Origin of the sequence: Paenibacillus sp. SN-8-1 (assembly GCF_050995535.1) — a bacterium.
Classification (GTDB): Bacteria; Bacillota; Bacilli; order Paenibacillales; family Paenibacillaceae; genus Fontibacillus.
Genome location: NZ_CP194782.1, coordinates 273721 through 298304, shown reverse-complemented (window position 1 = coordinate 298304; position 24584 = coordinate 273721). Strand labels below are relative to the sequence as shown.

Annotated in this window: 29 protein-coding genes; 12 read left to right on the top strand and 17 right to left on the bottom strand. The window is 49.8% G+C overall.

Going from position 1 to position 24584, the window contains the following annotated elements:
- Nucleotides 1-135: 135 nt before the first annotated feature.
- Complete coding sequence (locus ACRRNK_RS01580; protein WP_433945082.1) at nucleotides 136-921, top strand: YheC/YheD family protein; 786 nt, start codon at nucleotides 136-138, stop codon at nucleotides 919-921.
- Between the two features lie 184 nt (nucleotides 922-1105).
- Here ACRRNK_RS01580 and ACRRNK_RS01575 read toward each other — a convergent pair whose 3' ends face one another.
- Nucleotides 1106-1540 (bottom strand): hypothetical protein, encoded by a 435-nt coding sequence (locus tag ACRRNK_RS01575; RefSeq protein ID WP_433945081.1) that lies wholly within the window; start codon nucleotides 1538-1540, stop codon nucleotides 1106-1108.
- Between the two features lie 377 nt (nucleotides 1541-1917).
- Entirely contained in the window at nucleotides 1918-3078 is a 1161-nt protein-coding gene (locus ACRRNK_RS01570) for an acyl-CoA dehydrogenase family protein (RefSeq protein ID WP_433946768.1), read from the bottom strand.
- A gap of 213 nt (nucleotides 3079-3291) precedes the next feature.
- Here ACRRNK_RS01570 and ACRRNK_RS01565 point away from each other — a divergent pair, with 213 nt between their 5' ends.
- From ACRRNK_RS01565 to ACRRNK_RS01550, 4 genes are read left to right on the top strand one after another with little or no spacing between them, the layout of a single operon-like run.
- Nucleotides 3292-4161, top strand: coding sequence for a transporter substrate-binding domain-containing protein (locus ACRRNK_RS01565; RefSeq protein ID WP_433945080.1), 870 nt, complete (start codon nucleotides 3292-3294; stop codon nucleotides 4159-4161).
- A 13-nt stretch (nucleotides 4162-4174) separates the two neighbouring features.
- A complete protein-coding gene (locus tag ACRRNK_RS01560; RefSeq protein WP_433945079.1) occupies nucleotides 4175-4882 on the top strand; it encodes an amino acid ABC transporter permease in 708 nt (235 codons plus the stop codon).
- A 12-nt stretch (nucleotides 4883-4894) separates the two neighbouring features.
- Nucleotides 4895-5608, top strand: a complete 714-nt coding sequence (locus tag ACRRNK_RS01555) for an amino acid ABC transporter permease (RefSeq protein ID WP_433945078.1) — start codon at nucleotides 4895-4897, stop codon at nucleotides 5606-5608.
- 24 nt (nucleotides 5609-5632) lie between these two features.
- Entirely contained in the window at nucleotides 5633-6388 is a 756-nt protein-coding gene (locus ACRRNK_RS01550) for an amino acid ABC transporter ATP-binding protein (protein WP_433945077.1), read from the top strand.
- Between the two features lie 60 nt (nucleotides 6389-6448).
- Here the strand turns inward: ACRRNK_RS01550 and ACRRNK_RS01545 are convergent, their stop codons facing one another.
- The 11 genes from ACRRNK_RS01545 to ACRRNK_RS01495 form a co-directional block, all read right to left on the bottom strand.
- Nucleotides 6449-6868 (bottom strand): DUF3995 domain-containing protein, encoded by a 420-nt coding sequence (locus tag ACRRNK_RS01545; RefSeq protein WP_433945076.1) that lies wholly within the window; start codon nucleotides 6866-6868, stop codon nucleotides 6449-6451.
- 28 nt (nucleotides 6869-6896) lie between these two features.
- Entirely contained in the window at nucleotides 6897-7319 is a 423-nt protein-coding gene (locus ACRRNK_RS01540) for a hypothetical protein (protein ID WP_433945075.1), read from the bottom strand.
- 183 nt (nucleotides 7320-7502) lie between these two features.
- Complete coding sequence (locus ACRRNK_RS01535; protein WP_433945074.1) at nucleotides 7503-7901, bottom strand: type II toxin-antitoxin system death-on-curing family toxin; 399 nt, start codon at nucleotides 7899-7901, stop codon at nucleotides 7503-7505.
- Nucleotides 7898-8197, bottom strand: a complete 300-nt coding sequence (locus ACRRNK_RS01530) for an AbrB/MazE/SpoVT family DNA-binding domain-containing protein (RefSeq protein ID WP_433945073.1) — start codon at nucleotides 8195-8197, stop codon at nucleotides 7898-7900. The genes ACRRNK_RS01535 and ACRRNK_RS01530 overlap by 4 nt, the downstream gene beginning before the upstream one ends.
- 268 nt (nucleotides 8198-8465) lie before the next feature.
- On the bottom strand, nucleotides 8466-9449 hold the full coding sequence (locus tag ACRRNK_RS01525; protein WP_433945072.1) for a DUF4179 domain-containing protein: 984 nt from the start codon (nucleotides 9447-9449) through the stop codon (nucleotides 8466-8468).
- Between the two features lie 3 nt (nucleotides 9450-9452).
- Nucleotides 9453-9992 carry a sigma-70 family RNA polymerase sigma factor gene (locus ACRRNK_RS01520; RefSeq protein ID WP_433945071.1) on the bottom strand — a complete coding sequence of 180 codons (540 nt, stop codon included), beginning with the start codon at nucleotides 9990-9992 and terminating at the stop codon, nucleotides 9453-9455.
- Between the two features lie 164 nt (nucleotides 9993-10156).
- Nucleotides 10157-10567, bottom strand: coding sequence for a hypothetical protein (locus ACRRNK_RS01515; RefSeq protein WP_433945070.1), 411 nt, complete (start codon nucleotides 10565-10567; stop codon nucleotides 10157-10159).
- A complete protein-coding gene (locus ACRRNK_RS01510; protein WP_433945069.1) occupies nucleotides 10564-11010 on the bottom strand; it encodes a LytTR family DNA-binding domain-containing protein in 447 nt (148 codons plus the stop codon). Before ACRRNK_RS01510 ends, ACRRNK_RS01515 begins: the two co-directional genes overlap by 4 nt.
- Nucleotides 11011-11180: 170 nt before the next feature.
- Complete coding sequence (locus ACRRNK_RS01505) at nucleotides 11181-11423, bottom strand: prolipoprotein diacylglyceryl transferase family protein (protein WP_433945068.1); 243 nt, start codon at nucleotides 11421-11423, stop codon at nucleotides 11181-11183.
- A 19-nt stretch (nucleotides 11424-11442) separates the two neighbouring features.
- The gene (locus ACRRNK_RS01500) at nucleotides 11443-12516 is read right to left on the bottom strand and encodes a hypothetical protein (protein ID WP_433945067.1); all 1074 of its coding nucleotides are present in this window, start codon (nucleotides 12514-12516) and stop codon (nucleotides 11443-11445) included.
- Nucleotides 12513-14351: an HSP90 family protein gene (locus tag ACRRNK_RS01495; protein ID WP_433945066.1), complete on the bottom strand. Its 1839-nt coding sequence runs from the start codon at nucleotides 14349-14351 to the stop codon at nucleotides 12513-12515. Before ACRRNK_RS01495 ends, ACRRNK_RS01500 begins: the two co-directional genes overlap by 4 nt.
- Nucleotides 14352-14527: 176 nt before the next feature.
- Here ACRRNK_RS01495 and ACRRNK_RS01490 point away from each other — a divergent pair, with 176 nt between their 5' ends.
- Both ACRRNK_RS01490 and ACRRNK_RS01485 read left to right on the top strand, forming a co-directional pair.
- Complete coding sequence (locus tag ACRRNK_RS01490; RefSeq protein ID WP_433945065.1) at nucleotides 14528-15205, top strand: hypothetical protein; 678 nt, start codon at nucleotides 14528-14530, stop codon at nucleotides 15203-15205.
- A gap of 87 nt (nucleotides 15206-15292) precedes the next feature.
- Nucleotides 15293-16678: an SMI1/KNR4 family protein gene (locus tag ACRRNK_RS01485; protein ID WP_433945064.1), complete on the top strand. Its 1386-nt coding sequence runs from the start codon at nucleotides 15293-15295 to the stop codon at nucleotides 16676-16678.
- Nucleotides 16679-16780: 102 nt separating this feature from the next.
- Here ACRRNK_RS01485 and ACRRNK_RS01480 read toward each other — a convergent pair whose 3' ends face one another.
- Nucleotides 16781-18445: a DUF6138 family protein gene (locus ACRRNK_RS01480; RefSeq protein WP_433945063.1), complete on the bottom strand. Its 1665-nt coding sequence runs from the start codon at nucleotides 18443-18445 to the stop codon at nucleotides 16781-16783.
- 278 nt (nucleotides 18446-18723) lie between these two features.
- Nucleotides 18724-19515 (bottom strand): hypothetical protein, encoded by a 792-nt coding sequence (locus ACRRNK_RS01475; RefSeq protein ID WP_433946767.1) that lies wholly within the window; start codon nucleotides 19513-19515, stop codon nucleotides 18724-18726.
- Nucleotides 19516-19709: 194 nt separating this feature from the next.
- Here ACRRNK_RS01475 and ACRRNK_RS01470 point away from each other — a divergent pair, with 194 nt between their 5' ends.
- Nucleotides 19710-19934, top strand: a complete 225-nt coding sequence (locus ACRRNK_RS01470; RefSeq protein ID WP_433945062.1) for a hypothetical protein — start codon at nucleotides 19710-19712, stop codon at nucleotides 19932-19934.
- Between the two features lie 155 nt (nucleotides 19935-20089).
- On the opposite strand, the gene ACRRNK_RS01465 is transcribed toward ACRRNK_RS01470, so the two are convergent.
- Nucleotides 20090-20764: a hypothetical protein gene (locus ACRRNK_RS01465; RefSeq protein WP_433945061.1), complete on the bottom strand. Its 675-nt coding sequence runs from the start codon at nucleotides 20762-20764 to the stop codon at nucleotides 20090-20092.
- Between the two features lie 138 nt (nucleotides 20765-20902).
- On the opposite strand from ACRRNK_RS01465, the gene ACRRNK_RS01460 reads away from it, so the two are divergent.
- Nucleotides 20903-21640: a Crp/Fnr family transcriptional regulator gene (locus tag ACRRNK_RS01460; protein WP_433945060.1), complete on the top strand. Its 738-nt coding sequence runs from the start codon at nucleotides 20903-20905 to the stop codon at nucleotides 21638-21640.
- Between the two features lie 69 nt (nucleotides 21641-21709).
- Nucleotides 21710-22123 (top strand): carboxymuconolactone decarboxylase family protein, encoded by a 414-nt coding sequence (locus ACRRNK_RS01455; protein ID WP_433945059.1) that lies wholly within the window; start codon nucleotides 21710-21712, stop codon nucleotides 22121-22123.
- A 126-nt stretch (nucleotides 22124-22249) separates the two neighbouring features.
- On the opposite strand, the gene ACRRNK_RS01450 is transcribed toward ACRRNK_RS01455, so the two are convergent.
- Nucleotides 22250-23389 (bottom strand): NAD(P)/FAD-dependent oxidoreductase, encoded by a 1140-nt coding sequence (locus tag ACRRNK_RS01450; RefSeq protein ID WP_433946766.1) that lies wholly within the window; start codon nucleotides 23387-23389, stop codon nucleotides 22250-22252.
- A 286-nt stretch (nucleotides 23390-23675) separates the two neighbouring features.
- Between ACRRNK_RS01450 and ACRRNK_RS01445 the strand changes: the two genes are divergently transcribed.
- A complete protein-coding gene (locus ACRRNK_RS01445; RefSeq protein WP_433945058.1) occupies nucleotides 23676-24071 on the top strand; it encodes a VOC family protein in 396 nt (131 codons plus the stop codon).
- Between the two features lie 154 nt (nucleotides 24072-24225).
- Complete coding sequence (locus tag ACRRNK_RS01440) at nucleotides 24226-24570, top strand: substrate-binding domain-containing protein (protein ID WP_433946765.1); 345 nt, start codon at nucleotides 24226-24228, stop codon at nucleotides 24568-24570.
- Nucleotides 24571-24584: the final 14 nt, after the last annotated feature.

The following is a 24584-nucleotide window of genomic DNA, read 5'->3' as shown; positions in this document are numbered from 1 at the left end:
TCGTTCACTTTGTAGCGTATGCAGGTCCTACGCGCTAGGTTCTGGTCTAACACATACGAGCTGCCGCCCCCATAAGATGAACAATGACCAGAAATCCAGTCCATCTAGTTATGATCAGGAAAGGATCTGACAATATTGAGCAAATCAAAAAGACGTGTAAAGAGTAAGCTGCTTAAGCACCATATTCTACTCTCCAGCCGCAGGCTTGCTCGTCATCTTCCGGCGGTCCGCCGTTATTCACAGAGGGCACTGCTGTACATGCTTCACCGCTATGGAATGGTCTATGTGAAGCCGGACAACGGTTCCATGGGCAGGGGTGTGATCCGGGTTGAAGCCCACAAAGGCTATTACACCTATCATCAAGGTATCCGGCCTGTAAAATGCCGTTCATTCAGAACACTCGCCGCTCGTCTTCGGACGATTACCCGGCATAGACGGTACCTGATTCAGAAGGGGATTCATGCGCTTCGCCATAAGGGAAGGCCTTATGACTTCCGCGTAATGATTCAGCGCAGACCTGACCGCATCTGGGAGCCCACCGGAATAGCCGCAAGGCTCGCCCATCCCCGCAAAGCCGTGACGAACGGCAGCCAAGGAGGCACGATCTATGACCCTTTAGATCTGCTGCGCCGCCCGGCGGGCAAGCGTAAGGCAAAGAGACTGCTCCGGCGGATGGATCGCATGGCCCTGCTAACTTCGGCGAAGATGGCCAAACGGTATCCTTTCATGAACGAGCTGGGACTGGATATTGCGGTGGATTCCAAGCTGAAACCGTGGATTCTCGAAGTCAACACCCGGCCTGACCCTTGCCCCTTCACCCTGCTGCCTGACCAGTCGTTGATCAAGCGGATTGTCGCTTACGGGGAAGCTTACGGAAGGAGTTATCCTCTCAAATGCGGGAAGGCTCGTTCTGCGAGGTAAGGTGGCTTTCGCCGGCATAATCTGCTGAAGAGAGCTGTAGTGAATTAACAACGGGAAATGGCGCCACAGATATGAGATCCGTGACGCCATTTATACTGTTTAGAGGTACCCCCAGGCTTCCAAATCCTTGCGACCCCATTGGGGACAGCCCCTTTGAGGGTTCCTGCAGAACCCCTTATGATGTTCAAAGCCTAGAGTGGGATTCGCTTTCTCTTAAGCCACCCGCTGTCTTTCTCCTGATCGTCAAGAGAAGGGAGATGACTAAACTCACCGCAAAAAACAACAGCGCGCCCAGGCTTTCCATAGTATGAAAGACTTCCTGAATCGGTCCCCCTTCATAAATATCCCTGGTGTGGTAGATAAGATTATCAAGCAGCCATCCGGCGCAGCTGACCACAGCGAGCATCAGCATCAGGATGAACCATCGCTTGTTAAGGGTTGTCTCCCCTCTCTTATACAGACGGTAAGCGGCGATCCCTCCCATGCAAGCCCCAATCAGCATCGGGTAATGCACCAGCGGAATACCCAGATGCTCCGGGAATCCGTAGATGCTGTGAAATACCGTATCAGCGATAAAGCCACTGACCATAAACAGGATGCCAAGCCAAATCCATTTCATTGCCAAGTGATCCCCCTTCGGTAAAATAAAGAAGTTCTCACTAAGTTGTCAGCTTGCTCTTCTTATGATCAGTATATGGAATCTCCCTTTCCTGCATCTGTCCCCACTCTTACATTAATCTTAATTAAAATATATAACATTATGGGTACGGTCGTAACTACGGGGAATGCTTGGACTTTCGGCCGCTGCCCGCCTCCAGATTTCTAAATCTATTCCGCAGTGGTCCAAATCCGGAGACAAAGCATCTGCTTCCGATGTAGCTTTCTTTCAGAAAGCTTGTAGGCGGGCGCTTTCGCTCCTACAGTTCCAAGCTTCCCCTCCATTACGCCTCCCCCATGTTATTTTTCTAACTGCGTTTAATATACCAACCCCCAAGCTTATCTCTTCGCCTGCTCGATGGCGGATAATGCGATTTTGTTCAGCGTGGCATCGTCCATAGGCGGGTTATGCAGCCCGGCTCTTACATCCCGGTAGTAGCGCTGGAGAGGATTATCATTCTGCAGGCTGCGAATACCAACAACCCGCATCGCCTTATCCACGATGGAGATCGCCGAATTGGTAACGATATGCTTGGCCGCGCCAAGCTCCGTACTCAGATAACCTCTACGCGATTCATCGTCATAAGCCGCGGCCACGCTATATAAGAAATGCCTTGCTTTCATTAACTCCAGCTCAATCTCTCCAAGCAGATGCTGAACGTTCGGAAGCTGGCTGATCGGTCCGCTGATGCTGTTCGGCGTATACTCGTTAGCGAAATTCAGAGCATAGTCCCGGGCCGCCTGGGCAATGCCCAGATAGCACGCCGGAATATGAAGCAGCCAAGCATTCAGCTGCCCTCCCGGGCCTGCAGGCTTGCTGCCAAGTTCGACAAGCTGATCCGCGCCAACGGTGACCCGCTCAAGAACAAGATCATGACTCCCCGTTCCCCGGAGCGAGATCGTATCCCAGGTCTCCTCAATACGCAGCCCTTCCAGATCTCTGTGCAGCAGGAACTGTCCGATCGTCTGCTCCTCCTCGATCCAGGCAGATACGATGAAATAAGATAGAACCGGCGACAAGGTCGTGAAAATTTTACGTCCTGAGATCACCCAGCTGTCGCCTTCCTTCACCGCGGTTGTTCCCGGGCGGCCGCCTCTTGTCGGACTTCCTGTCTGTGCCTCACTGGCTGCGCGGTTAAGCAAGGCCCCCTTCTGAACTTCCTTCGCGATAAATTCCAGCTTATCCTGTGTCCAGAGCCCCTTCTCGAATAATTCCCCCACAACCGACAGGTGCCAACCAAGAGATAACGCGGTGGAGGCATCGAAGCTCGCCAGCGTCTCCTGGAGAAGAATCATATCATATACCCGCAGCCCGTAACCCCCATAGGAAGCGGGAAGGGTGGATCGTGTATAACCCAGCTCGATTAGTTCTTGAATATTGTCCTCAGGGAAAATACCCAGCTTGTCAATCCGGTCCGCTCTCTCCTTAAACGCGGCTTCCTTCTGATGCAGCTTCTCTAGCCATTCACGCTGAGAGTCTGTTCTTATGAATAAATTCAACATAGGTTCGCCCCCCTTATTAACTTTGTCTATTAGCCGATAAATCCGATAGATTTTATGAATTAGATGTTATTTCTCTTGAGCAGCATTGTCAAGGAGTTATTATGCCATGCCATTAAGCACCTGTAAATTTAAATACATACTTTACAGGTAGGAATAATGGCGTTAATATTTGAATAATTTTAGATCCAGAATTTGGTGAGGGGGATTCATATGGTACACAATAAAAAAATAGTTAGTGTTCTCATTCTCAGTTTGGTATTCATCCTGGTGTTGTCCGGATGCGGTTCAAGTGCCACAACCGCAGCCGTGGATGGCAGCGGCGGGGGGAAAGTAAGAACTATCAAGGTCGCCTATGACCAGGCTTCCAAGCCCATCTCCTGGTTGGATGATCAAGGGAATCCGACAGGCTACGATGTCGAATTGATGAAAGCAGTAGATGAACTGCTTCCTGATTACAAATTCGAGTTCATCGGAACCACAAGCGATGACCTGCTGCTCGGCGTTGAGCAAGGGAAGTACCAGGTTGGAGTCAAGAATGCGTTCTGGACCCAGGAGAGAACGAAGAAGTTTATTTTCCCTAAAGAATTCCTTGGCCTCAGCAGCGCTGGTCTTGTCCTCAAGAAGAAGAATGAGCAGGTGAAGACCCTGGCGGACTTCGCTACCGCGGGACTCACGTTGGCCCCTATTGCCGCGAACAATGCCCAGTACACCATTATTGATGAATACAATCAGGCTAATCCGAATAATAAAATCAAGCTGAAAGCGGGCGATACGTTCGGCGTCGATGTGGTTCAATGGGTCAATGAAGGCCGCGTTGACGGAGGCGTTATGATTGAAGGTCCTTTCCAGAAGCAGGTTATTGCCGAGGATGGTCCTTATCATAAATTTGCGAACGATGTCGTCTATAACGAATTCGCCGTCATCAAGACGTGGCCTCTCTTCAATAAGAAAGAGCAGGCGTTCGCGGACGCTTATGATCAAGCCATCAAGAAGCTGAAGGAAGCGAAGAAACCGAACGAACTGAGCAAGCAGTTCTATGGACGCGATTTATTTGAGGTGCTGGATACGGTTAAGAGATAAATAGAGGTGGCCCATGGACAAATATTTTGATGTGAAATACATGCTGGACGCGATACCGATGCTGATTCCTTTTCTGAAAGTAACCTTTATCGTTACCAGTCTGTCTGTCCTGTTCGGGACCCTGCTCGGGATGATCATTGCGGCGGCCAAGATGAGCAGGAGCGGAATTGCACGCAGAGCCGCCAGCGTCTATACGACCACGCTCAGATGCACGCCTTCCATCGTGCTGCTGTTCCTGACTTACTATGGGATTCCGGCACTTGCCGGTTCATTTGGCATCGATCTGAACGACATTGATAAATCCGTGTTCGTGGTGATCACCTTCTCGCTGCAATTCGCGGCAGCAATGTCGGAGGTCATTCGGACCTCGTATGAGGCCATCGACCGGGGGCAGTTCGAGGCCGCCGTGAGCGTGGGACTAAGTCCCGTGCAGGCCCTTTGGAGAATCATCGTTCCCCAGTCCTTCGTCGTGGCCCTGCCTAACTTCGGCAACAGCTTAATCGCCCTCATCAAAGAGGGCGCGCTCGCCTATACGATTGGACTGATTGACATCATCGGCAAAGCCAGTCTGATCATTGCGGGCAACTATAACGCCCATGCGCTGGAGACCTATCTGGCATTATCCATCATCTACTGGGTATTATCGATTGTGATCGAACAGGTCTTTTTACGATTAGAGAAGGCATTCAGCAAAGGAAAGCAAGCCTTAAACACCGCATAAGGGGGCGGCAGCATGTCGGAAAGCTTTAATTATGAATTTTTGTTCAAAACCTTTTTCGTGGCATTATCCGGCGCACCGGTCGCCTTCATCATTACGCTCGTGGCTTTACTCGTCGCAATCCCACTAGGTTTCTTCGGGGCTTTGACGCGAATCTATCAAATTAGAGTGTTGAGGCGGATCGCCCAGGTCTATGTCTCATTCATAAGGGGAACGCCGATCATTGTTCAAATCTTCATTGTATACAGCAGCGTCCCCTTGCTGCTAACCGCTCTATTCGAGAAATTCCATATCCAGGCCAATGTCTATGAGATCAATCCGATCTGGTACGCCTTCATCGTCTTCTCCTTATATACCACAGCCACGCTGATCGAAGTGTTCCGGTCCGCGCTGGGCACGGTATCCAAGGGGCAGCTGGAGGCGGCCCTGTCGGCTGGGTTAACCGGCGCTCAGGCCTACCGCAGAATTATTATTCCGCAGGCGTTGGTTGCGGCACTGCCTAATATATGCACAGCGACCACCAACCTGATCAAGGCCACCTCGCTTGGTTATGCGATGTCGCTGCCGGAGATTACGCTCAAGGCCAAAGTGGCCGCCAATGTTGGCTACAATTACGTGGAGGCGTATATCGATATCTTCCTGGTGTATCTGATCATTTGCAGTCTCGTAGAATACGGATTTAAGTGGTATGAGAAGAGGCTTCGCACCTACAAAATAGCATCTGCCTAACAATAAGCGAGGGGGCATGGGTTCATGTTGGAGATTAGAGATATTCACAAATCATTTGGCAATCTTGAAATATTGAAGGGCATCGACCTGACCATCGACAAGGGTGACGTTGTCGTCATCCTGGGTCCCAGCGGGTCGGGTAAGACGACCCTGCTCCGGTGCATTAATTTCCTGGAGCGGGCCGACAAGGGCCATGCCTTGTTCGGGGATACAGATGTCAATCTGAAGACCGCGACCAAGAGACAGATCCATGGCATCAGGCAGAGAGTGGCCTTCGTGTTCCAGAACTATAATTTGTTCAATAACAAGACGGCTCTTGAGAATGTAACGGAGGGGCTGATTACAGGCAGGAAGATCCCGAAGGCGCAGGCGAGCGAGATCGGCAGGGCTGCACTGGACAAAGTCGGCCTGTCGGACAAATACAACGCTTACCCCAGCCAGCTGTCCGGCGGACAGCAGCAGCGGGTGGGGATTGCAAGAGCGGTTGCCCTGAATCCAGACATCATTCTGTTCGATGAGCCGACTTCCGCCCTGGACCCTGAATGGGTCGGGGAAGTGTTGACGGTAATGAAGCAAATTGCCTCTGAAGGGACGACGATGCTCGTGGTGACGCACGAGATGTCTTTTGCCAGAGATGTCGCGAGCCGTGTGATCTTCATGGATGGCGGGACCGTCGTGGAGCAAGGAACGCCTAAAGAAATCTTCACGCAGCCTAAGGAAGAGCGTACCCGTCAGTTCCTGAGGAGAGTGCTGCCAGAGGACTATACGTACCAAATATAGTGCGGACTGTGCTGCCTGGTAAGGTCGCTTGTAAGCGGATTTTACTCAGAAGAACACCGGTTACCGCCATACCGCAATCAATAGAATAGACACACCCAGAATCAAGCACAGCGGGGAAAAGAAAAGGCTATCCATGCGGGCAAAGACAGTCCCTTTCGTCTTCTTGAAGAAGCCGACCCAGCGGAAATCCCCGATGGACCGCAGGATGAACACCGCTCCCAGCAGCCATCCTCCGATCCGCAGCAAAGCCCCGGAGAACAAGACAGGCTTAATCGCCCCTAGCTCCAGCACCAGCCAGGCCGCCAGAGCCAGCAGGAGGGCTACCACGCCCGTACTCATTGCGGATGGACGAAACAGCGGCTTCCCTCCACTGCTGGGAATCGCGGCGGTCGTTCCCCACCGCCCTCCAAATATCCAATAGATATGAAGCGCGCTTAATATAAATAGAATCACGCCAATAGCCCAGCTTAGAATCTCCATAACCTTACTCCTTTCATAATCGCAGGTGCTAGCTTGACCAGGGCAAGTCTATTGTTGTGTTGTTATCGCTGCCCCACTTGATATGTACATGGCTGTGATTCAATATTCGATTGATCTCATTGTTACTTGAATTATTTGTCTTAACCAGCGCTGTGAGGGCGACCGAGGATGCCTGAAAGGGAGGTATTTCAATATATTGCGGATCTCTGAAATACAGAATGATCTGATCTTTATTAGCTGCGACCGGCTCAAGATCGAGATACAGATTCTTCATCGTAATATAATCCGTATTTCTTACTGTCAGGGTCAGGGTTACATAGGTGTATCCTGAAGAATCACCGAGCTCTCTGGCGTCCTGCAGCACAATAAGCTCATGGGGTGGTGGATCTTTGACCTGATTCTTCAACTCATTGAACGCTTGCTGATGATTTGTAGCGGGTGAGATCGTCATATGAAGTTCATTCAATTGCGGCTTAAGGAGCTGGAACGAAATAACACCCTATTGGAATAGTCCAGCACGAGTAAAAGTATAAACGCTGCTGCAATAGAGATCATGAGGCGTTTGGCCATATTAGTTCTCCTTAAAGTAATCTTGTTCCAGGATTTGAAGGTATGTATTCACTAAGTGAGATATCTAATTATCCTTTTTCTCAGAATGTTCTTTTAAAATTTCGCTTATAGCATTCAATGAGTACATCCCTTTTGCAATATCGACAACAAACTCTACCGCATACGTACGTTCGAGGCGTAAATGCCAGCCGTTCACCATTAAAAATGACTTGGTTACCAAATAAGCTGTTCGTTTATTCCCATTGTGAAAACAATGATTTTTGACTAGAAATTCCAATAAGGCTGCCCCCTTATCGAACAAGGAGGGATACGCATCTTCTCCAAACAGACTTTGCTGGGGTCTATGTACCGCAGAGGCGAGTAATGAATAATCCTTCACCCCTGCTTGCGCTTCGTCATTCATTCTCTTCATCATAAAGTGATGTGCGGAGACCACCTCTTCTATCGACAGAAAAGTTATCATAGCCAGCGATCCCTCAGATCAGTAAGTATCCCTTGATCCTCTTCGAAAACATCGTAAAAAGCTTCAAGCACTTCGGGTCTAACATTCTCGGGGAGCTTTATTTGTCGAACCTTTTTAATTAAAATATCCCCTTGATCATTCTCAATGAATTCGATCTCGTCCCCATGCACAATATTCAATTTGTCTGCTAGCTTCTTAGGTAGGCTGATTCCGAGGCTATTTCCCATTTTTCCGACTTTTCGAGCAATGCGAACCCTTTTCGGATTATTCTCATTCATTTTAATCACACCATTCATTGATTATCTCCTCCAATAGTATGTTCTGGAAATAACAAGTAATACAACTTATATAAAGTTATAACTTTATTACGTAAGTACATAATAACATAAGTTGATCATTCTAAAAAGGAGCCCTTGAGAAAGTCCACCCAGCTGGGTGGTAGAAAGTATAAAGATCCACAATCACCTGGATTGTGGATCTTTATACTATAAAACCTCATCAATTGATCGTTCAATCAATATTATGTTAACGATCACTTTGGGCATGAGCGGGTTCACTTTGATCTTATTTAATTGGAACACGCGGACTGATTTCCTTGCCGTTCTTGTCTTCGGCCACGATCCAATAGGTGTCTTTCTTAAAATCCAGGGGGCCATAACGCTGATACGTGCGTTCTCCGCTAAATATGGATTCGTAACCTTGAATTAATTTTATCTTTCCTCCCTTGGATACTAGTCTGATCCAAAAGGTTCCGAGCTGAGCTTGGCTCACATCGTAATAGAGTATGGTCGAGACAGGGGAACTCACGACCTTAGTAATTGTAACCGTCCCTCCATGCTTGAGAGGAAGAGGCTTATTGATTTCATAGATAACCGTATCCTTCTGCATCTGCTTGGTGGAGACACGGACATCGAACACCCAGGGTTTATCTAGAACAACCCTTTTGTTGTCTATTGTATAGGAAATCTTAATCTGAAGTTGATTACCCTTGGGAGTATGAGGCAAGGTATTTAGTGGAACATCCCCGGTTATTGTGTAGGTCCCATTGTTCTCTTCTCCAAATGATTGGCTAGAAAAAGGATGGGGAGCCTCCTCTCCGTTAACCAAGATGCTGGGAGACAAGGTTGACACCTCATCCATGTTCAAACTTTTAGCAGGCTCCAATGTGGCACTAATCAATACGCGATCCGTATCGACCAACACCTCGTTCAAGGTCATCCTGCCATAGGCATTCTCGGCCGTCTCACCGACGGCGGTCTTGTAATTGGATAAATCGGGCGGGTTATCCACTTGGATGAAGCTCTCGATTAATCGGTAGATTAGTGGCATTTTGGCCAGCGCTGTACCACCAATCGGGATTACTAGACTTGCTGTTAAGACAATGGCGCCTGCCAGTCCGGCCCACTTGATCATAGAATGAGACTTACGCTTAGGAAGCTTGCGGAGCACGCGCTTTTCCCATCTTTTCCGCTCCATCTCGGTCAGCATCTCTTCCTCATACGCCGATACATCGATCCGTACATTATTTAACTCATCATATAAGGACATCTACTACACCTCTTTATTTGGAATGAACAGCTGTCTCAGCTTCTTCCGTCCGCGCGAAAGCTTGTTATGGATCCAGGATTCTTGTACTTTCATCTCGGTTGCCATTTCGCGGGAAGGTACGCCCTCCAAGTAATATTTCACGAAAATCTCCCGTTCTACTTGAGATAGGTGACGCAGCACTTCATCCACATCCTGATGAGGCATCACCGGCTCTGCTTTAAATAAATCATCCGTTATTTCAGTATGGGTGATTTGGCTCTGGTTTCTTATTATTTTGCGCTGATAATCTATAGCACGGTATTTGGCAATCGCCGCAATCCACTGCTTGAACGTATTCTTCTCAGGGTCAAAAGAGCTAATATTCTGCCACGCCGCCAGCAGCACATCGTCCAGGCATTCCTCGTACTCCTGCTGATTGTAGTGGACATAGCGCCTGATAATGGCCGATAGCAGCCCTCCATAAGTTTGTATAATAGAAGCAATCGCTCTCTCATCGCGGTTCTTGATTCGCTCTACAAGGTCGTCCTCAGATATTGTATTCAAGAAAAGCTGCCCTCCCTCACTTTGTTCCCGGTACCTATTATCTAATACGAGTGAAAAGGCATAAACCTATCACATCCCTTATATATTTTCTTTCGGCGAGCTTCCTCTCAAACAAAAAGGGACTGCCTCTGGGAGGCAGCCACTTCAACGTACTACAATGAATTCTACTTCAGAATCTTGTTCAATTCTTCCGCCGTCTTCCTGCTTTCCATTTTGGCGTAGTAATAAAATGCAATTGTATGTAGAACTACAGATAATACAACCATTCCCGGCACCCAAGGCAGGATCAGCTCAAACATCTCGTTGGAGAACAACCAGACAGCGGCAAGTCCACCCAGCATATTAAGAACAGAAGAGATAAGAATGTTCCACACCGGCTTAAGAGAGTAGTAGTTCCAAAGCGCACTATACATTACTCCAAATATTCCGGCCGATATCACAGAGATACCTGCAACATTCCACAGATACAGCATGCTGATTGTCTGGTCCTTCAGAAAGAGAGTCATAAGCAAGGTCACCCATAGTGATGTAATCGTGAATACTTGGAAAAAGGTTTGTTTTAATTGGTTGATCATTTAAATTTCCCCCTGAATTGTTTGATGTAATGACGGCTTACCAAATAGCTGGTATTGTCGGTTAATACGGCTTTTATCCTGGCATGCTCTGTTGAGAAGAATTCCTTGATATACTTCGTGTTAATGATGGTCTGGTTGTTTATCTTTAAGAAGTCAGATGCGCCCAGCTCTTCTTCTACGACCTTTAACCTCTTGCTTAGCAGATACTTTTCTCCGTTATGTAGATGTACACAGCACATCCGATCCTCGGATTGAATTGCCGCAATGGAGTTTAACGGAATTTGAACATTCCGGTCATTTTTAGCGTTAATGACAATGATCTGCTTGTCACAGCCACGGAGAGCTTCTTTCATGCTGCTCCAAGTTCCCTTTTCCTCGGGGTGGGTAGTGACTTTTGCAATGTTCCTATTGATTGTTGAGTCCGCTTCAAAAATAATCTTCAAGCACTGCTCCCTCCTCTCACCACCCATACTATAGGCAAAATAGTGCCACTACCACTTATATTTGTTTTCTTGCATAATTCCGCAAGTTTGTTGCATACAGCAATAACCACCAAGCTCTTCGAACCTTCCTCAAAAACAAAAAACCACAACCATTAAAGTTGTGGTTCTGCCTATCTAATCGTTACAAATTTAGAATGCTTGAATGCGCTCACTGTCCAGCTGCTGCGGGACTGGTACAAACCGCGAACGACCTTCACTACAGCCGTGTAGATCGAGAAAATATGGCGCTGTTCAACCAGCCTTCTCTCTGCCGGTCTGACCAGAACCTGATAGCCCGCTATAATACCGATCCCAATCATCAAGCCATAGCCATAAATGGTCAATGGACCAATATGGAGCAGCTCATTCTTCATCGACCTCCACCTTCACACCCTAGTTTTGGGCCAACAAGCGCTCCACCTCATCGGTGTAGAAGCGGTTGCCGTTGCGCTTATCGAATTTCCCAGCGGCATCAAAGGCCAGATCGGCGTAGATTTCCGACAGGCACGACACATCGCTTGCCGCCCCGGCCTCCGTAATATACGCGGGCAGGCGGACGTTGAACTTCACCTGTTCCCGGGCAAGGCGCTTGAACAGGACAGCCGCCGCAATATCAAAGGCCATGCGGAACATCGGGCTCTCATGATTATGGGTCAGCGGTGCGAACGCTTCATAGACCTCGAGCCCCCGGAAGGGATCCGCATGGGTCAGGTAAATGATCTGCTGCCCAGCGGCTTTGATGAAGTCGCGGTTGCCTTTAATCAGCCGGAAGCTCTCGCGTTCCAGCTTGGCCGCCTCTTCCCGCCGCCCGGTACGGTACAGCGGCATCAGCAGCTTAGGGTAGGTCACATGGGGTACTTCCGCACATGACATTCGGCCGTTCATGATTGGCTTCGCCTCAGCCAGTGCCCGCTCATCATCACCCGACATGAAATAATATTCAACGAGCACATCCTGCTCACAGGCCTGACAGTTGCTCAGGGAATCGCGGTCTACCGTTCGCCACTTGTCCATATATTCCCCGGACTTCTCGAGCTCTCCCGTCAACAGCGCCACACGAAAATGATAATAATCATACGTTCTCTCGGTATGGCCGGCCTTCTTGATTCGGAGTTTGAAATCCTCCAGCAAATTATAAATCTGGCCAAGCTGAATGTCCGGGAACGAAGGAAGATCGTCCAGAATCCATTTGTATGACCATAGCAGGCTATGCAGATCATGCTCGAACAGCTCAGGGTGTTTATCGTATTGCCCCAGCTGCCAAGAGAAGGCAACCAGTGCCTTCATCGGATAGCCGCTAAAAGAAGCCGTATTCACCAGCATGCTGCGCGCTTCATATCCCTGTTCAATGTCCCCCGCGGAATCGGCTAACCGGATAGCCTGCTCTAACAAATCAATCTTGGCCGCGGAATCCGGCAGGTCCATGGCTTCACCCAGCAAATCCTCAAACTCAAGCTCCATACTCATTCGTTGTCTCCTCCCTTGTCAGCCTGCGACAATCCCAGATCAATAAACCTCAATATGCCCTCATTCAATACCTGCATTTCTTTGCGGTTCAGCGGATAATGCCCCATCATCAGCGCATTCACGTACAGCATTTCGATCGCCGCCCTAAGTATGCCGTGATGATTAGAGCCGAAGACCCGCGCGATGACCTCATTGTCCAAATTCAGATACAGCGTGGAATACACCTGCTCCTGATGGGAGGCGCCCAGGCTGTTTAAAATCGACGACAGCTCCGTGGTGCTCACTTCTTCAGCAGCAATCAGGCTCCGCAGATCGGAGGATTCCTTCGACAGGGTGAACAGAGAAGGAAGCGCGGCCGGCTTGAACCGCTGAAGCTGAACCCTGCAGCGGAATGGCTGCAGCGCGATATCGCCCTCCCGGATCAGCTCGTAGTACTGCCTCCGCTCCTCCGGCGTAAGGTCGGTAAAGGAGAAGGAGACATCCTCCGGCAGCAGTCGCTCGATCTTTTTCCGCGGGTACAGCCTCTGCACCCCTTCGAGCAGCCCGGCATCATATACATATCCCCCGTTGATCACCGGCAGCGACTGTGCGGCGGCGACATGCATAATCTGCCTGTACTCATCCAGCGTAAGTGTAAAATACAGCTCATCATTCTCATCCAGCAGCTCCCCAAGATCCCTGCGGCCATAACTGCTTTCGAAAGGCAGCCAGCGGTGGATCATTCGGAAGAACGTCTCATCCTCTACTGCCAAGGCCTTCATCGACAAGGCGTGCAGCTGGATGATCCCCTTGAGCCTCTCGGGGTCCTGATCCGCCAGATTCATCAGTTCACGGCGCAGCGATTCCCCTAGCTCTGTACGGACCGTCTCCAGCTTCTCATTCTCATAGAAATGCTCTCGCGAAGCCGTCGGCTGCAGCTCATCCGTCCAGATAACGCATTTGACAAAAAAGGCCCAGTCCGGAAGAATGTTCTCCGCCGATTCGGAGACAAGCATATGCTTCAGGTATACGCGGTGTGAACGCTTGGCGCTCAGATTAACGGAGTAAGGTAGAATGTAGGCAATTCCAGAGGTCCGGCCGGAGGATGAGGATAAAGGAATAAAATCATGAACCGGCTCCCCAAGCAGCTGCTCTCCGAATTTCTGAACCTCCTCGCGTCTTCTCCGGACAAGAGACAAGTCGTTCATCCAGTCCGGATGCGGGATATTGATCGTTTTGCTGACTCCCTCCGACTCGAGCACAACGGGGTAAGGGAGCAGGGCCCCATAATCACTAAGCCATTCTTCGAGATTGGCCGGATCGAAGTAGAGCTCGCAACCCGGCTTGCATCTCAGGTAGACCTTCGTTCCGAACGACAGCTCGTTCTCCAATTTACGTATACTGTATGTACCATCCGGCTTCCCCCGCCATTCCAGTGAAGGTCCTCCCTTGGCCGACCGAGTTAGAAGCACAATCTCATCACTAACCATGAAGCAGGACAGCAAGCCGATGCCGAACCTGCCGATAAATGAGGTCTCCCCCACCAGCTTCCCGTCTTTTCGCTTGGAGGATTGCCCGATCATCGCTAGAAACTCGTGAATGTCCTCCTCAGTAAGGCCGATCCCGTTATCCTCCACAGCCAGCGTCGCACTGCTGCCTGTTCCGATGACCTCCGCCCTTACCTGCCCTGGATAAGAGGCATCCCTCTCCCGCATGGCGGTAATGGCGTCAACCGCGTTCTGCAGCAGCTCCCGCAAGAACACCTTGGGACTGCTGTATAGATGATTGGATAATATATTAATCATTCCGCTGAGATCAACTTGAAAACGGAATTCTTCCTGCATATGCGGATTCATTATGATTCCTCCTTTTCCCATATATGTTTATATAAGTTTTACTATACTTATACCCAAAGAAGAAGCTCCGTCTCTAAGAGAATAGTTGTGAAGAAATCCAATACGGTTGACATCCGTATAGCTGCGGCATATAAAATAAGCATATTCTTCTAAATAAGCCGCAGTTAAAAATTGACTTGAGGGTAAGCGTAACGGAGGGGAAGCTTGGAACTGTAGGAGCGAAAGCGCCCGCCTTTGTCTCCAGATTTCATCCGCCTTGCGGTATAAATCAAGAAATCTGGAGACAACAGCGGCCGAAAGTCCAAGCATTCCCCGTAGTTACGACTGTACCCACAAATGTGAACATTTTCAGTGCTTGCCTGGAGCCCGGAATGGGAACCTATTATTTCGAAGTTGACCCAGGCGGAACCGCCTTTAGACAAATGGTTATTGAAGAGGATGGGAGTCTGGTCGTCTCCAACCGGAAGCATGAGCAGTTTCATTTCATGTTGGCCGAGCATCCCATCGATGTCACCGATCCTTACTATGAACCCATCCCCAAGAGCCTTTTTGAAGAGCTCTGGACCCGTTCCCTCGAGACCACTATGGAGGAATGGAACCAAGTTAAGCTGGCCCTGCCCGTCGGTATGGAGGTGGAAGGGGCAATTGAAGCCTTTTTTCCGCAAGGCACGTTGGTAAATCTACTTCAGGATCAGGCTATAGGATTGGCGGATACCACTGCCCTGGACCACACCACTCCCGTGGAACGGATGTATTCCGGATTTAAGCTCGCTGCGACCGTGAAAGACTACGACGAACTGAATCAGTGGGTGCTTCTGGATCATGCCCGTGTGCTCGAGGCCAAGCGCCGCTAGCATTTACATATGGACACCATGGAACTACATATAGAAGCGATATCCGTAAGTAACATGACAGGCAAATCTATATTCGGAGGCTAACCAATGGACCAGACACTAATCGATCAATTAAGCGAATGGCACGAGGCAGATGAGCATCAGCGAATCGTCGATACTCTACTGACCATTCCCGAGGAAGAACGGAACTATGATGCGGTCAGCCGGTTGGCAAGGGCTTATAACAACCTGGAGCGCTATGAAGAAGCGCTTGCACAATTTGCATTCATAGCCGAACCCGGGCAGCAGGACCCCCTGTGGCACTACCGGGTGGGCTACGCCCTGTATTATATGGGCAGGTATGAAGAGGCGGTGAAGGCCTTTGGCGTTGCGGATAAGCTGGAGCCCGGCGATTCGGACACCTTATGGCTGCTGAAATCCAGCCTACGGAGAGCGGAGAAGCAGCGGAAGCACGAGCGGCGAATAGCCGCTAAGCGGGCAGCTGCGCTCAAGAATCAGGGCCCGGACGAAGACAAGGTTCCCTTCTCAGGCATGTCCCTAAGCGATTTCTGGGAAGACAGCTATTATGCCAGGGAGGAATATGTTAACGATCCACCCACTGATGAATTGATCGCCTCGATCGAAGAAGAACTGGGATACAAGCTTCCCGCATCCTATATCGCCTTGATGAGGCAGCAGAACGGCGGGGCTCCGAAGAATACCTGCTTTCCGACCGAGGAAGCGACCTCCTGGGCCGAGGATCATATCGCTATAACGAGCATCATGGGCATTGGCCGGGAGAAAAGCTACTCTCTATGCGGAGACACCGGCAGCCAGTTCATGATCGATGAATGGGGATATCCTGACATTGGGGTCGTCATCTGCGACTGTCCATCTGCCGGCCATGACGTGGTCATGCTGGACTACCGGGCCTGCGGACCAGACGGAGAACCCGAAGTGATCCACGTGGACCAGGAGAGCGACTATGAAATCACGTTCCTGGCTGATGATTTCGAGACATTTATCAGAGGCCTGGTCAGCGAGGAAGAGTTCGATACCTCCGAAGAAGATAAAGAAGCCGATCTTCACAGGGTGGCCACCGGGGAGTTCTCCCCCTTGCTGAAGGAGTTGTGTGCCCAGGTCACGGAGGTGGATCAGCTCCCGCAAAAGATCCGCCACATCTGTACCCAGATCGTCGAAGAGAAAGGTCACTTTTCTTTCCATGCCGATCCGCTGTCTTATCTGATGTACGACGTGCAGTTCTGGCTCTATACGAAGTCCTACCCGGATACCGGACGCCAGCAGTACCTGGATATCTATCCGAAAATGATTGCCTTCGGCGGTGAGTTCAGCCAAGGCGGTTATGCGCCCGGGTGGATTACTGACTGGCTGGATCAGCGTATAGGTGAAGGACGCATCGTGCAGGACCATGGGCGGCTTCGCTTCACAGATCAGGCCACAGCCGAATTGATCCAGCAACTGGAGACGGCCTGATTTCGTCCTGTGCCACATATTCTGCCGGAGCAGACTGAATGTGGAGAAAGCCCGCGCGTGGTAGGCGGGCTTTTCTCTAGTGCCCATACGGATTCCTCTAACTTATCCCCAAAGGGTAAGCAACTGCTCCAGTCCATCCCTGAGCGGCGGCTGAGCTTGGCGAACGGCTCCGGAGAGCTTCTTCGGACTCCCGAAAATCCGGCAGAGCACCAGCTCCACTTCATGATTCTCCCTGCCTTTCAGCGCCTGGATCAGCGCCTCCGCGAGCTCAGGACGGTCGATAGTGATGTTCTTGACCGGTCGTCCTTCCTCATTGCCGCCGAGTAAGATCGACACGATCACCGGCATGTGTTCCACTTTAACGCCATGAGTCGCAACAAAAGCCTCCGCATAGCCGTCCTGCACCATCTGATGCTCTGTATCGACTAGTTCCATATAGCGGCAGACCAATGGGAAATAAGCTTCGCTGTATAAGCCGAGACCCATCACGGCATATGTGCCCGGCATGACTGATTTCTCACCCGGCTCTACGTCTTCGTACCATGCGAACTCCTCCATCGCAGTGTCTGCATATTCCGCAAGCTTTGGATAGAGTGACGGATAGCTGAGCGCATTGGCAAAAAACTGGTGCAGCTTGGACTTCGCAAGCTTTTTGACGGGCAAGAAATGCTTTTGGCTGCTCTTCAGCTTCAGTCGATAGCTCTTGGGGAACCCCTGCCGCAGCAAGCCGATGATATAATTCAGCGCCTCACCGTAAGCCTGCTCCTCTTCGGACAGAATGCGTATCTCTATCATCTTCGTCACATCATTGTTCTTGCCTTCCATCCTCTCCCCGCGATAAGCGCTGGAGAATTGTCCGCTGCCTGTGTTCAGATAAGCCAGAGCCTGCTCAGAGCCCAATTGTACCGCAAGCTCCAGGTATACCTGCCGGGTATTCGGATCGGAGGAGCCGATCTGAAGTGCCGCATACAGAAAGAAATTGAGTTCACCGGAATCTACAGCGGTGAGATCCGTTCTCTCTTTCATCACCCACTCCTGTCCATAATCACCGACAGGGTCAAAATACCGCGGGAGAAATTGCTTCTGTGCCCAGTGCTTAAATGCTGAGGTATAGTGCCGGACCCACTCATCTCTGCGTTTAGGGAATTTACGCAGCTTGTCCGACAGCTGGCGAATCAACGGGTCAATCTCCTGCTCCTCCTGCTTCATCAGGTCCGGATTGACCAAAAGATTGGCGAAGAAGAACAAATCATGCTCACCCGGCAGCACGGGCAATTCGGACATGATTTTAGTCTGAATAAAATGCTCCAGCGACTTCCGAAGCTCAGTCAGCTTGGACTCATTCACCAGCCTGTGCTGAAGCGTAATATTTAAATTTTCCCGTTCGAATTCAAACACTACGCTGAACTGGTAATCAAAGAACTGAGGGCCGAACTCCTGCGATTGGAACAGCTGATCCATACGTTCGCACAAAGCGGGGAAAAACTCCCTCGTGAGCTGTTCATCGGTCAATTCTGTGATATAAGGACCCGCTTCGATCTGATAGGAGCTGTCGTTCCAGGAGAAGGGTTCATACACGTCAATGTGGATGTGCCCCTCAGCCCAACTAAATTTGCCCTTTCTCCAGGCCACCCGCAGGTAATCCTTCATACCGGCCTGAAGTCTGCTCCGATTCTTGCCCTGCCCCATATTACGGCTCTCTCTGGCGTAAATCGCCATCACTTCGTTCCATACTTCATTCAAGAATGATTCCACATATTGGCTCATCAAGTGTTCCCCCCGTTTAATGATTTCTGCATGTGCAGTTGGTCTAGGCAGGCAGAAACCGTATATTTTCATCATCCTCTTACTTAACTTGACCTCATGCTAATCCTAATCCCAATCCATATAGAAGGTGATTGCTAACGGCCCTTGGTTACACTCCGGGCAATCTAAATGAACGGGTACGTTATTTTCTAATTTAGCCTGATTCATACTCTCTCCGCATTTCTTGCAGTCTATGGAGTGCCAATTTGCTCTCTCCTCCGCACTTTCACTCTACTCCGCTATAAGTACTCCCCGAAATAGAACTGCACTTTCTCAGCGGAGAAGCCGTCCTCTCCCCTCCAGGTAGCCATCGACACAAAATCCGTCCCCCGCCCGCGCTCCGGGCGATCATCATCTTTGGATTGCAGCAGCCCGGCGAACCCCCAAATCTCCATCACGGTATCCCGCTCATATTGATTGGACGGCAAAATATCCTTCCAGCGCTTCTCCAGCTGCCGGGCTGCCTCTTGATTGCCACAGGCCTCAATGGCCTCAAGCATCCGCCGCAGAATGGCGATGTCCTCCTGGTTAACCTCGAACTCTACTTCTCTGGCGAGAATTTGAAGATCCATTAAGCAATAGATCAAATAGTTAAGGCGAACGCCTCCCCATTTCACGCGCTCGAAATTAAGGACGTTCCAATCTTCGCGGGTGTATTGTTCATCGGCCATCAGCCTACTCTCATTGCACTCACCACAAGCAGAGTAAGAAGGCCCCGCGGGCTGCCGATACGCATAAGTATGTATAGATAAGTCATGCGTAAGCGCATAGCTGGACAAGGCGCTCCGCCAATGAACTTTGCGTGTAGAGAGACTATGAAGGAATGGGTGGGTCACCTTTTCTTTCGTGATGCTCATCTCGTGCAGCTCTCTCAATCTTCGAACGCACTCGTCATGGGATATAGTCACAGGATCGAACATCAGGCCCTTGCCCTTTGCATATTGGAAATCTTCGTCCGAGCAAGAGAATTCCCCTCTCCAGCCGGAGCTCCAATGGGTGTTCATTAATATTTTCTTGGCTTTGGAATCCAACATGGTCCCCCCCCCTCCTGCTCATTCAGATAATGTGTTCGCCATGTCCAGCAACGCCATTATTGCAGCACCCTCGGAGTCGCTCATAGAGTGAGCAAATTCGTATATTTGGGAGCAAGAATGCTACAATGTTGAGAGGAATAATCTATCATTTCTTGACAGATAGCCCAAGATAACGAGGAGGAATAGAACCAATGACTTTGACCCCAGTTCAACGTTCAGTGCTACTATCACTAACCACTGATTGGCAGACTCCAATACAGATTGCCGCCCTGCTTTCGACAGATCCATCCGAAGTAAATCAGCCCCTAAAGGAATTACTGTCTGAAGGTCTGGTTCAAACTACCCCCGTTGTTTTGGGCACGTACCGGCTAACCTCAAAAGGGGCTGCTGCCAAAGCTGATTTACTGAGTGAGTGATTGCCCTCCCTTTCCCGGTCAATCCGGACGAGTTCGGATTCTTAAAGTCCTTGCTGTCCCTTGACCGGAATTGGATTCGGCAGCTCACAAATTTCTCTCAACACTCAAGACTATCCAAATGGCGGTTTTAGTTCGTCATACCATTTGGGGATTACTTATTTTTTTAACGGTTCGACACCGATCGTGGTACCTGTATCGCCTGGGTCCTTCATTTTAATATTCTTAACAAACCAGCCTTCATAGCCATTAGACTTCATTTTCCCTACAGTGACCACCGCGGAGCCCTTGCCTTTCCAATTGGAAGCGACAAGGTCATAATCGAAAGAGAACTGAACCGTTGTTTTGTTCAGCGACTTGGTTTTGAGCTTTCTTATCGTAGACATATGCGGACTGGAGCCGCCCGTGCCCCAGTAATTATCTTCGAATTCCTTCTTGGTTTTGGTACGTAGTTCAGGTGAGAAGACAGCGAATTGCAACGCTCCATTGCGAGTCTGAATGCCTTTGACCCAAGTATCCAGGGCTTCTTTAGGTGTTGAAGGGACCATCGCTGATTCCAAACGATTAATCTGAACCGCTTGTTGAGCGGAATCCGGCAGTGTCACTTGAACTTCATTCTTATCGGCATCGTAGACCGCTTTACCTTTAAATTCCTCAGCAAGACGATCGATTGGAGCAAGCACCTTGCCGTCCTGAACTTGAAGGTCCAGATGGCTCGTCACAACACCCTGACCATTGATAAACAAATTCAATTTGGATTCCGCATACACGGAACCTGCAACAACCATCGCCCCGAGGGCAGTACATAGCGCGATTTTTGACAGAGATTTCATTACTAATCACCTCTTCTTCATATATATAACAATAGACAACTTAATCTGGAAAAGGTTTCATCTAGGCTCTCAGGAGCTTCTTCATATGGAAATTGTTCTTCTACGTTTCACGACCTGCGGGTCATTGAGGTAATGGGCGTGGCTATTATTACTTGCGGCGCTAATGATCCTAGAACCTATAACAAGGAGGCTGTAAAGTTGCTCCAGCCTGATATTAGGCGAATCTCCCTTTTGCTCCCCTGCTTATCCCTGATCCCTGAAGAGGATTGGGCTCAGGCCGAGATCAGGAAGGTTACTCCTGCGACCCCTCATTTCATACGGGAAGGGCACATCCTGCAGCATGCCATGTTCATTCTGCAAGGAACTGTCCGCATCTATAAAATCACCCCGCAAGGAAGAGAAATTACCCTTTACCGTGTGCAGAATGGACAAAGCTGTGTGCTTATGATGGCCAGTATTTTAGGAGAGACACCTTATGAAGCCTCGGCTTCTGTTGAAGCTGACACTGAGGTTCTCTTAATTCCAATCCACTTGTTCAGGACATGGATAGACTTATATCTGCCGCTCAAACAGCATGTCTTTCAGCAAATTATCGAAAGAATCACGTCTGTCACCCAGCTCGTGGAGAACATTGCTTTCCAATCGATTCCATACCGCATTGCAGAATTCTTGCTGAAGCAGATGGATAATAACAACCATGCGACTCTACAAATAACCCACGAGCAGTTAGCTGTTGAACTGGGGACAGCCAGAGAGGTGATCAGCCGTTCCCTGAAGGAGCTTGCCCTTAAAAATATCATTGCGGCCCGCAGAGGCTGTATTCAAATTGTGGACCGCAATCTATTGCTTGAGCTCATACATAACAGTTCAATGTGACTTTGTCACGGTTGGATGTACTGGGTGGCTGCTAAGCTAAATACAAATTCAATATAGAGGTGAACTTGTATGAAGAACCCAGGCGATCAACGTACGAATTATTACGACAGCTCTAACCTCAAGAAGGTGCCCGAGCTCATTCGGCTTGCTCCACAGGCCGCCCAGACCTTCTTGGCATTCGAGAATGAAGTCTATCATGAGCTCCATAGCATTCCTGTAAAGACTAAGGAGCTCATCGCGCTGGCCGTTGCTCACGTGACAGGCTGTCCTTATTGCATTGATGTTCACACCCAAAAATTCAAATCGCTTGGCGGGACGCGCGAAGAGATGTTTGAAGCCGTACTCGTAGCGACCTCCACCCGGGCCGGGGCGGTTCTGAGCCATGCCACTCATTCCCTGCTTGCCTTTGACGAGGATCGTTCGGGCGGTCAGGAAAGATCCCAGGAGCCTCCTGCCAATGGCACACCAAGCTGTTTTTGTTAGCTTTTCGCAGGGACTGCTTAACCTTAGCTATGCGGCCTTAACGTTCCTCTTGCAGCAAAATAAAACCCGGCCTCACTCGGCCGGGTTCTCTCTATAGAGGCAGTTGTCCGAATAATGTCCGATTATTCACTGCCCTGTGTTATTCTGAATCGCCTTGCTGACGTCATAATCCGTTAGATCGATATCCGGCTGCATGTCCAGCGCTAATTTGGCCATTTGGCTTCCGATGAAGGGGCCCATTGTCAATCCAGAGGCGCCAAGACCATTGACCGCCAGAAGTCCCTCCCAGCCCGGAACCACTCCAATTACCGGCAGAAAGTCGGCTGTAAATGGGCGAAATCCCACTCTTACCTCCTGAAAGGTACTGTCTGCTAGGCCCGGTGCCCAAGTTAGGCATTTGCTGATAATTTCGTGCATGCCGCCTGGCGTGATTCGCGTATCATAGCCTTCAACGTCATTCTCATGCGTCGCCCCCACCACAATCTTCCGCTGCTCAAAGGCAAGCAGATATTGATCTGAAGGTGGCATCACTACCGGCCAATCGCCTGTACTTAACTTCTCGTCTGGAAGCTGTAGATGCATGATCTGCGCTTTCTGATACCTTACCTGAAAATCAACACTCAAGGGCTTCAGCACCTGTCCCGCCCATGCCCCCGCACATACGATAACCTTGTCAGCAGGGTAGCTGGCTGCCCCGCATGTTACACCCGTTACACGGCCTGCATGATATTCAATCCTAGCGTCCTCGTGGATTAGCTCAGCCCCATTCCTTACGGCAGCTCGGAGCAAAGCATCACGCAGCGCACGGCCATCGACCCGGGCGGCCCCGCTAATATGAAGGGAAGCGTATCCTTCCACGAGCAGGGGAAACCGCTCGCGGGTTGCATGCTCATCCACCCGGGTAATCTCACCGATCTCCGGCGCGTCTTCGAGACGCTGGTATGCCCGTTCTTCCATTTTGCCGATTTTCTCCGGATCCATATGTATGTTAAGAGCCCCTACCCTGGCATAACCGGTCTCGGTCTCCCCTTCTCGTTCAAGCTCTTCAATCAGAGCCGGGTAATAACGCGCGCCTGCCTTCGCAAGCCTGTACCAAGCCTGATTCCGTCTCTGCGACAGCCATGGGCAGATAATACCTGCCGCCGCATCCGTAGCCTGCCCTTGATCCTGCCGATCGATCATGAGGACATCCGCTCCCAGCTTAGCCAGATGATATGCCGTGGATGCGCCGGCAATTCCGGCACCAATAACAATGACTTTCATGATGAGTTCATTCCTTCCTGCGATTAGCACTTCCAGTCTTATCATTATAACTAGATCTCCATGAAAGAGAAAAACCTCTTAACAGGGACTTATCCGGTAAGCTATGTAACTTTTAATGTGGGTCATTCAGGAATACCAGATCTATCAGAACAAGACGTTCATAAGCCTGTACAAACAAGTGCCGGCTGAATAGTTTCTCTATTTTTCTCAATACTGAAGAAGGAGAATCAAAACTATAAACAGAACAAATGATATAAGATCTATATTGTAAAAATTAGGGAGGGAAATCATGGGCAGATTAGTTCATTTTGAAATTCATGTGGATGACATGGAGCGTGCCAAAAAGTTTTACGGAGATGTATTTGGGTGGACCTTTGAGGATTGGAGCGACTATGCCGGAATGCCCTACTTCGGTGCCGTGACCGACGAGGCCGCCGAGCTCGGAATTAACGGAGCTCTAATGCAGCGCCGGGGCGCATCTCCACAGCCTGGGCAGGCTTTGAATGGCTATGCCTGCACGATGGGAGTAGAAGATTACGACTCCACTGAGGCAAAAATCATTGAGCACGGAGGCAAGCTTGCACAGCCAAAATACGCTCTGCCCGGTATGGCGTGGCAGGGGTATTATGTAGATCCCGAAGGGAATACCTTCGGTATTCATCAGCCGGATAAGAATGCGAAATAGCTGGATTACTGCAAATAAACAGGCACTTCCCTTGAATAGGAGAAGTGCCTGCTTCTAAATTCAGATAATAAATCATCAATTAAATTGAACAAGCTTGTCCATTCGGGTACATGTCTCCCTCCCGAAAATTGTAAAGATTGCCTATATTTTCGGAATGGGATACTATAAAAAAAAAGTCCTTGCAACTTCCTTTTTCGATTCGTTCGGCAGTATCGTGCAATTGTTTGCCCCAAGTAGCCGAATGGCCGAGCTCGGCTGCCGTATTCCAGACGATCTTGCCGTAATCGGCTTTAATAACATCATTCTTCGGAACTTACGTCTCCTCCTCTGTGTTCAGTCGATCTCGGCTTATAATCAGATGGGCTGCACTGCATCGCAGTCGCTCATCCGCTTGATCAAAAATGAACCGTTCTCGCAGCAGCACATCTTGATCCCACATCGTTTAGCCGCCAGAGAATCGATGATTGCCGTTCCGAAGTGCCGATGGGCCTCAAGATGAAACTTAAGTGGAGA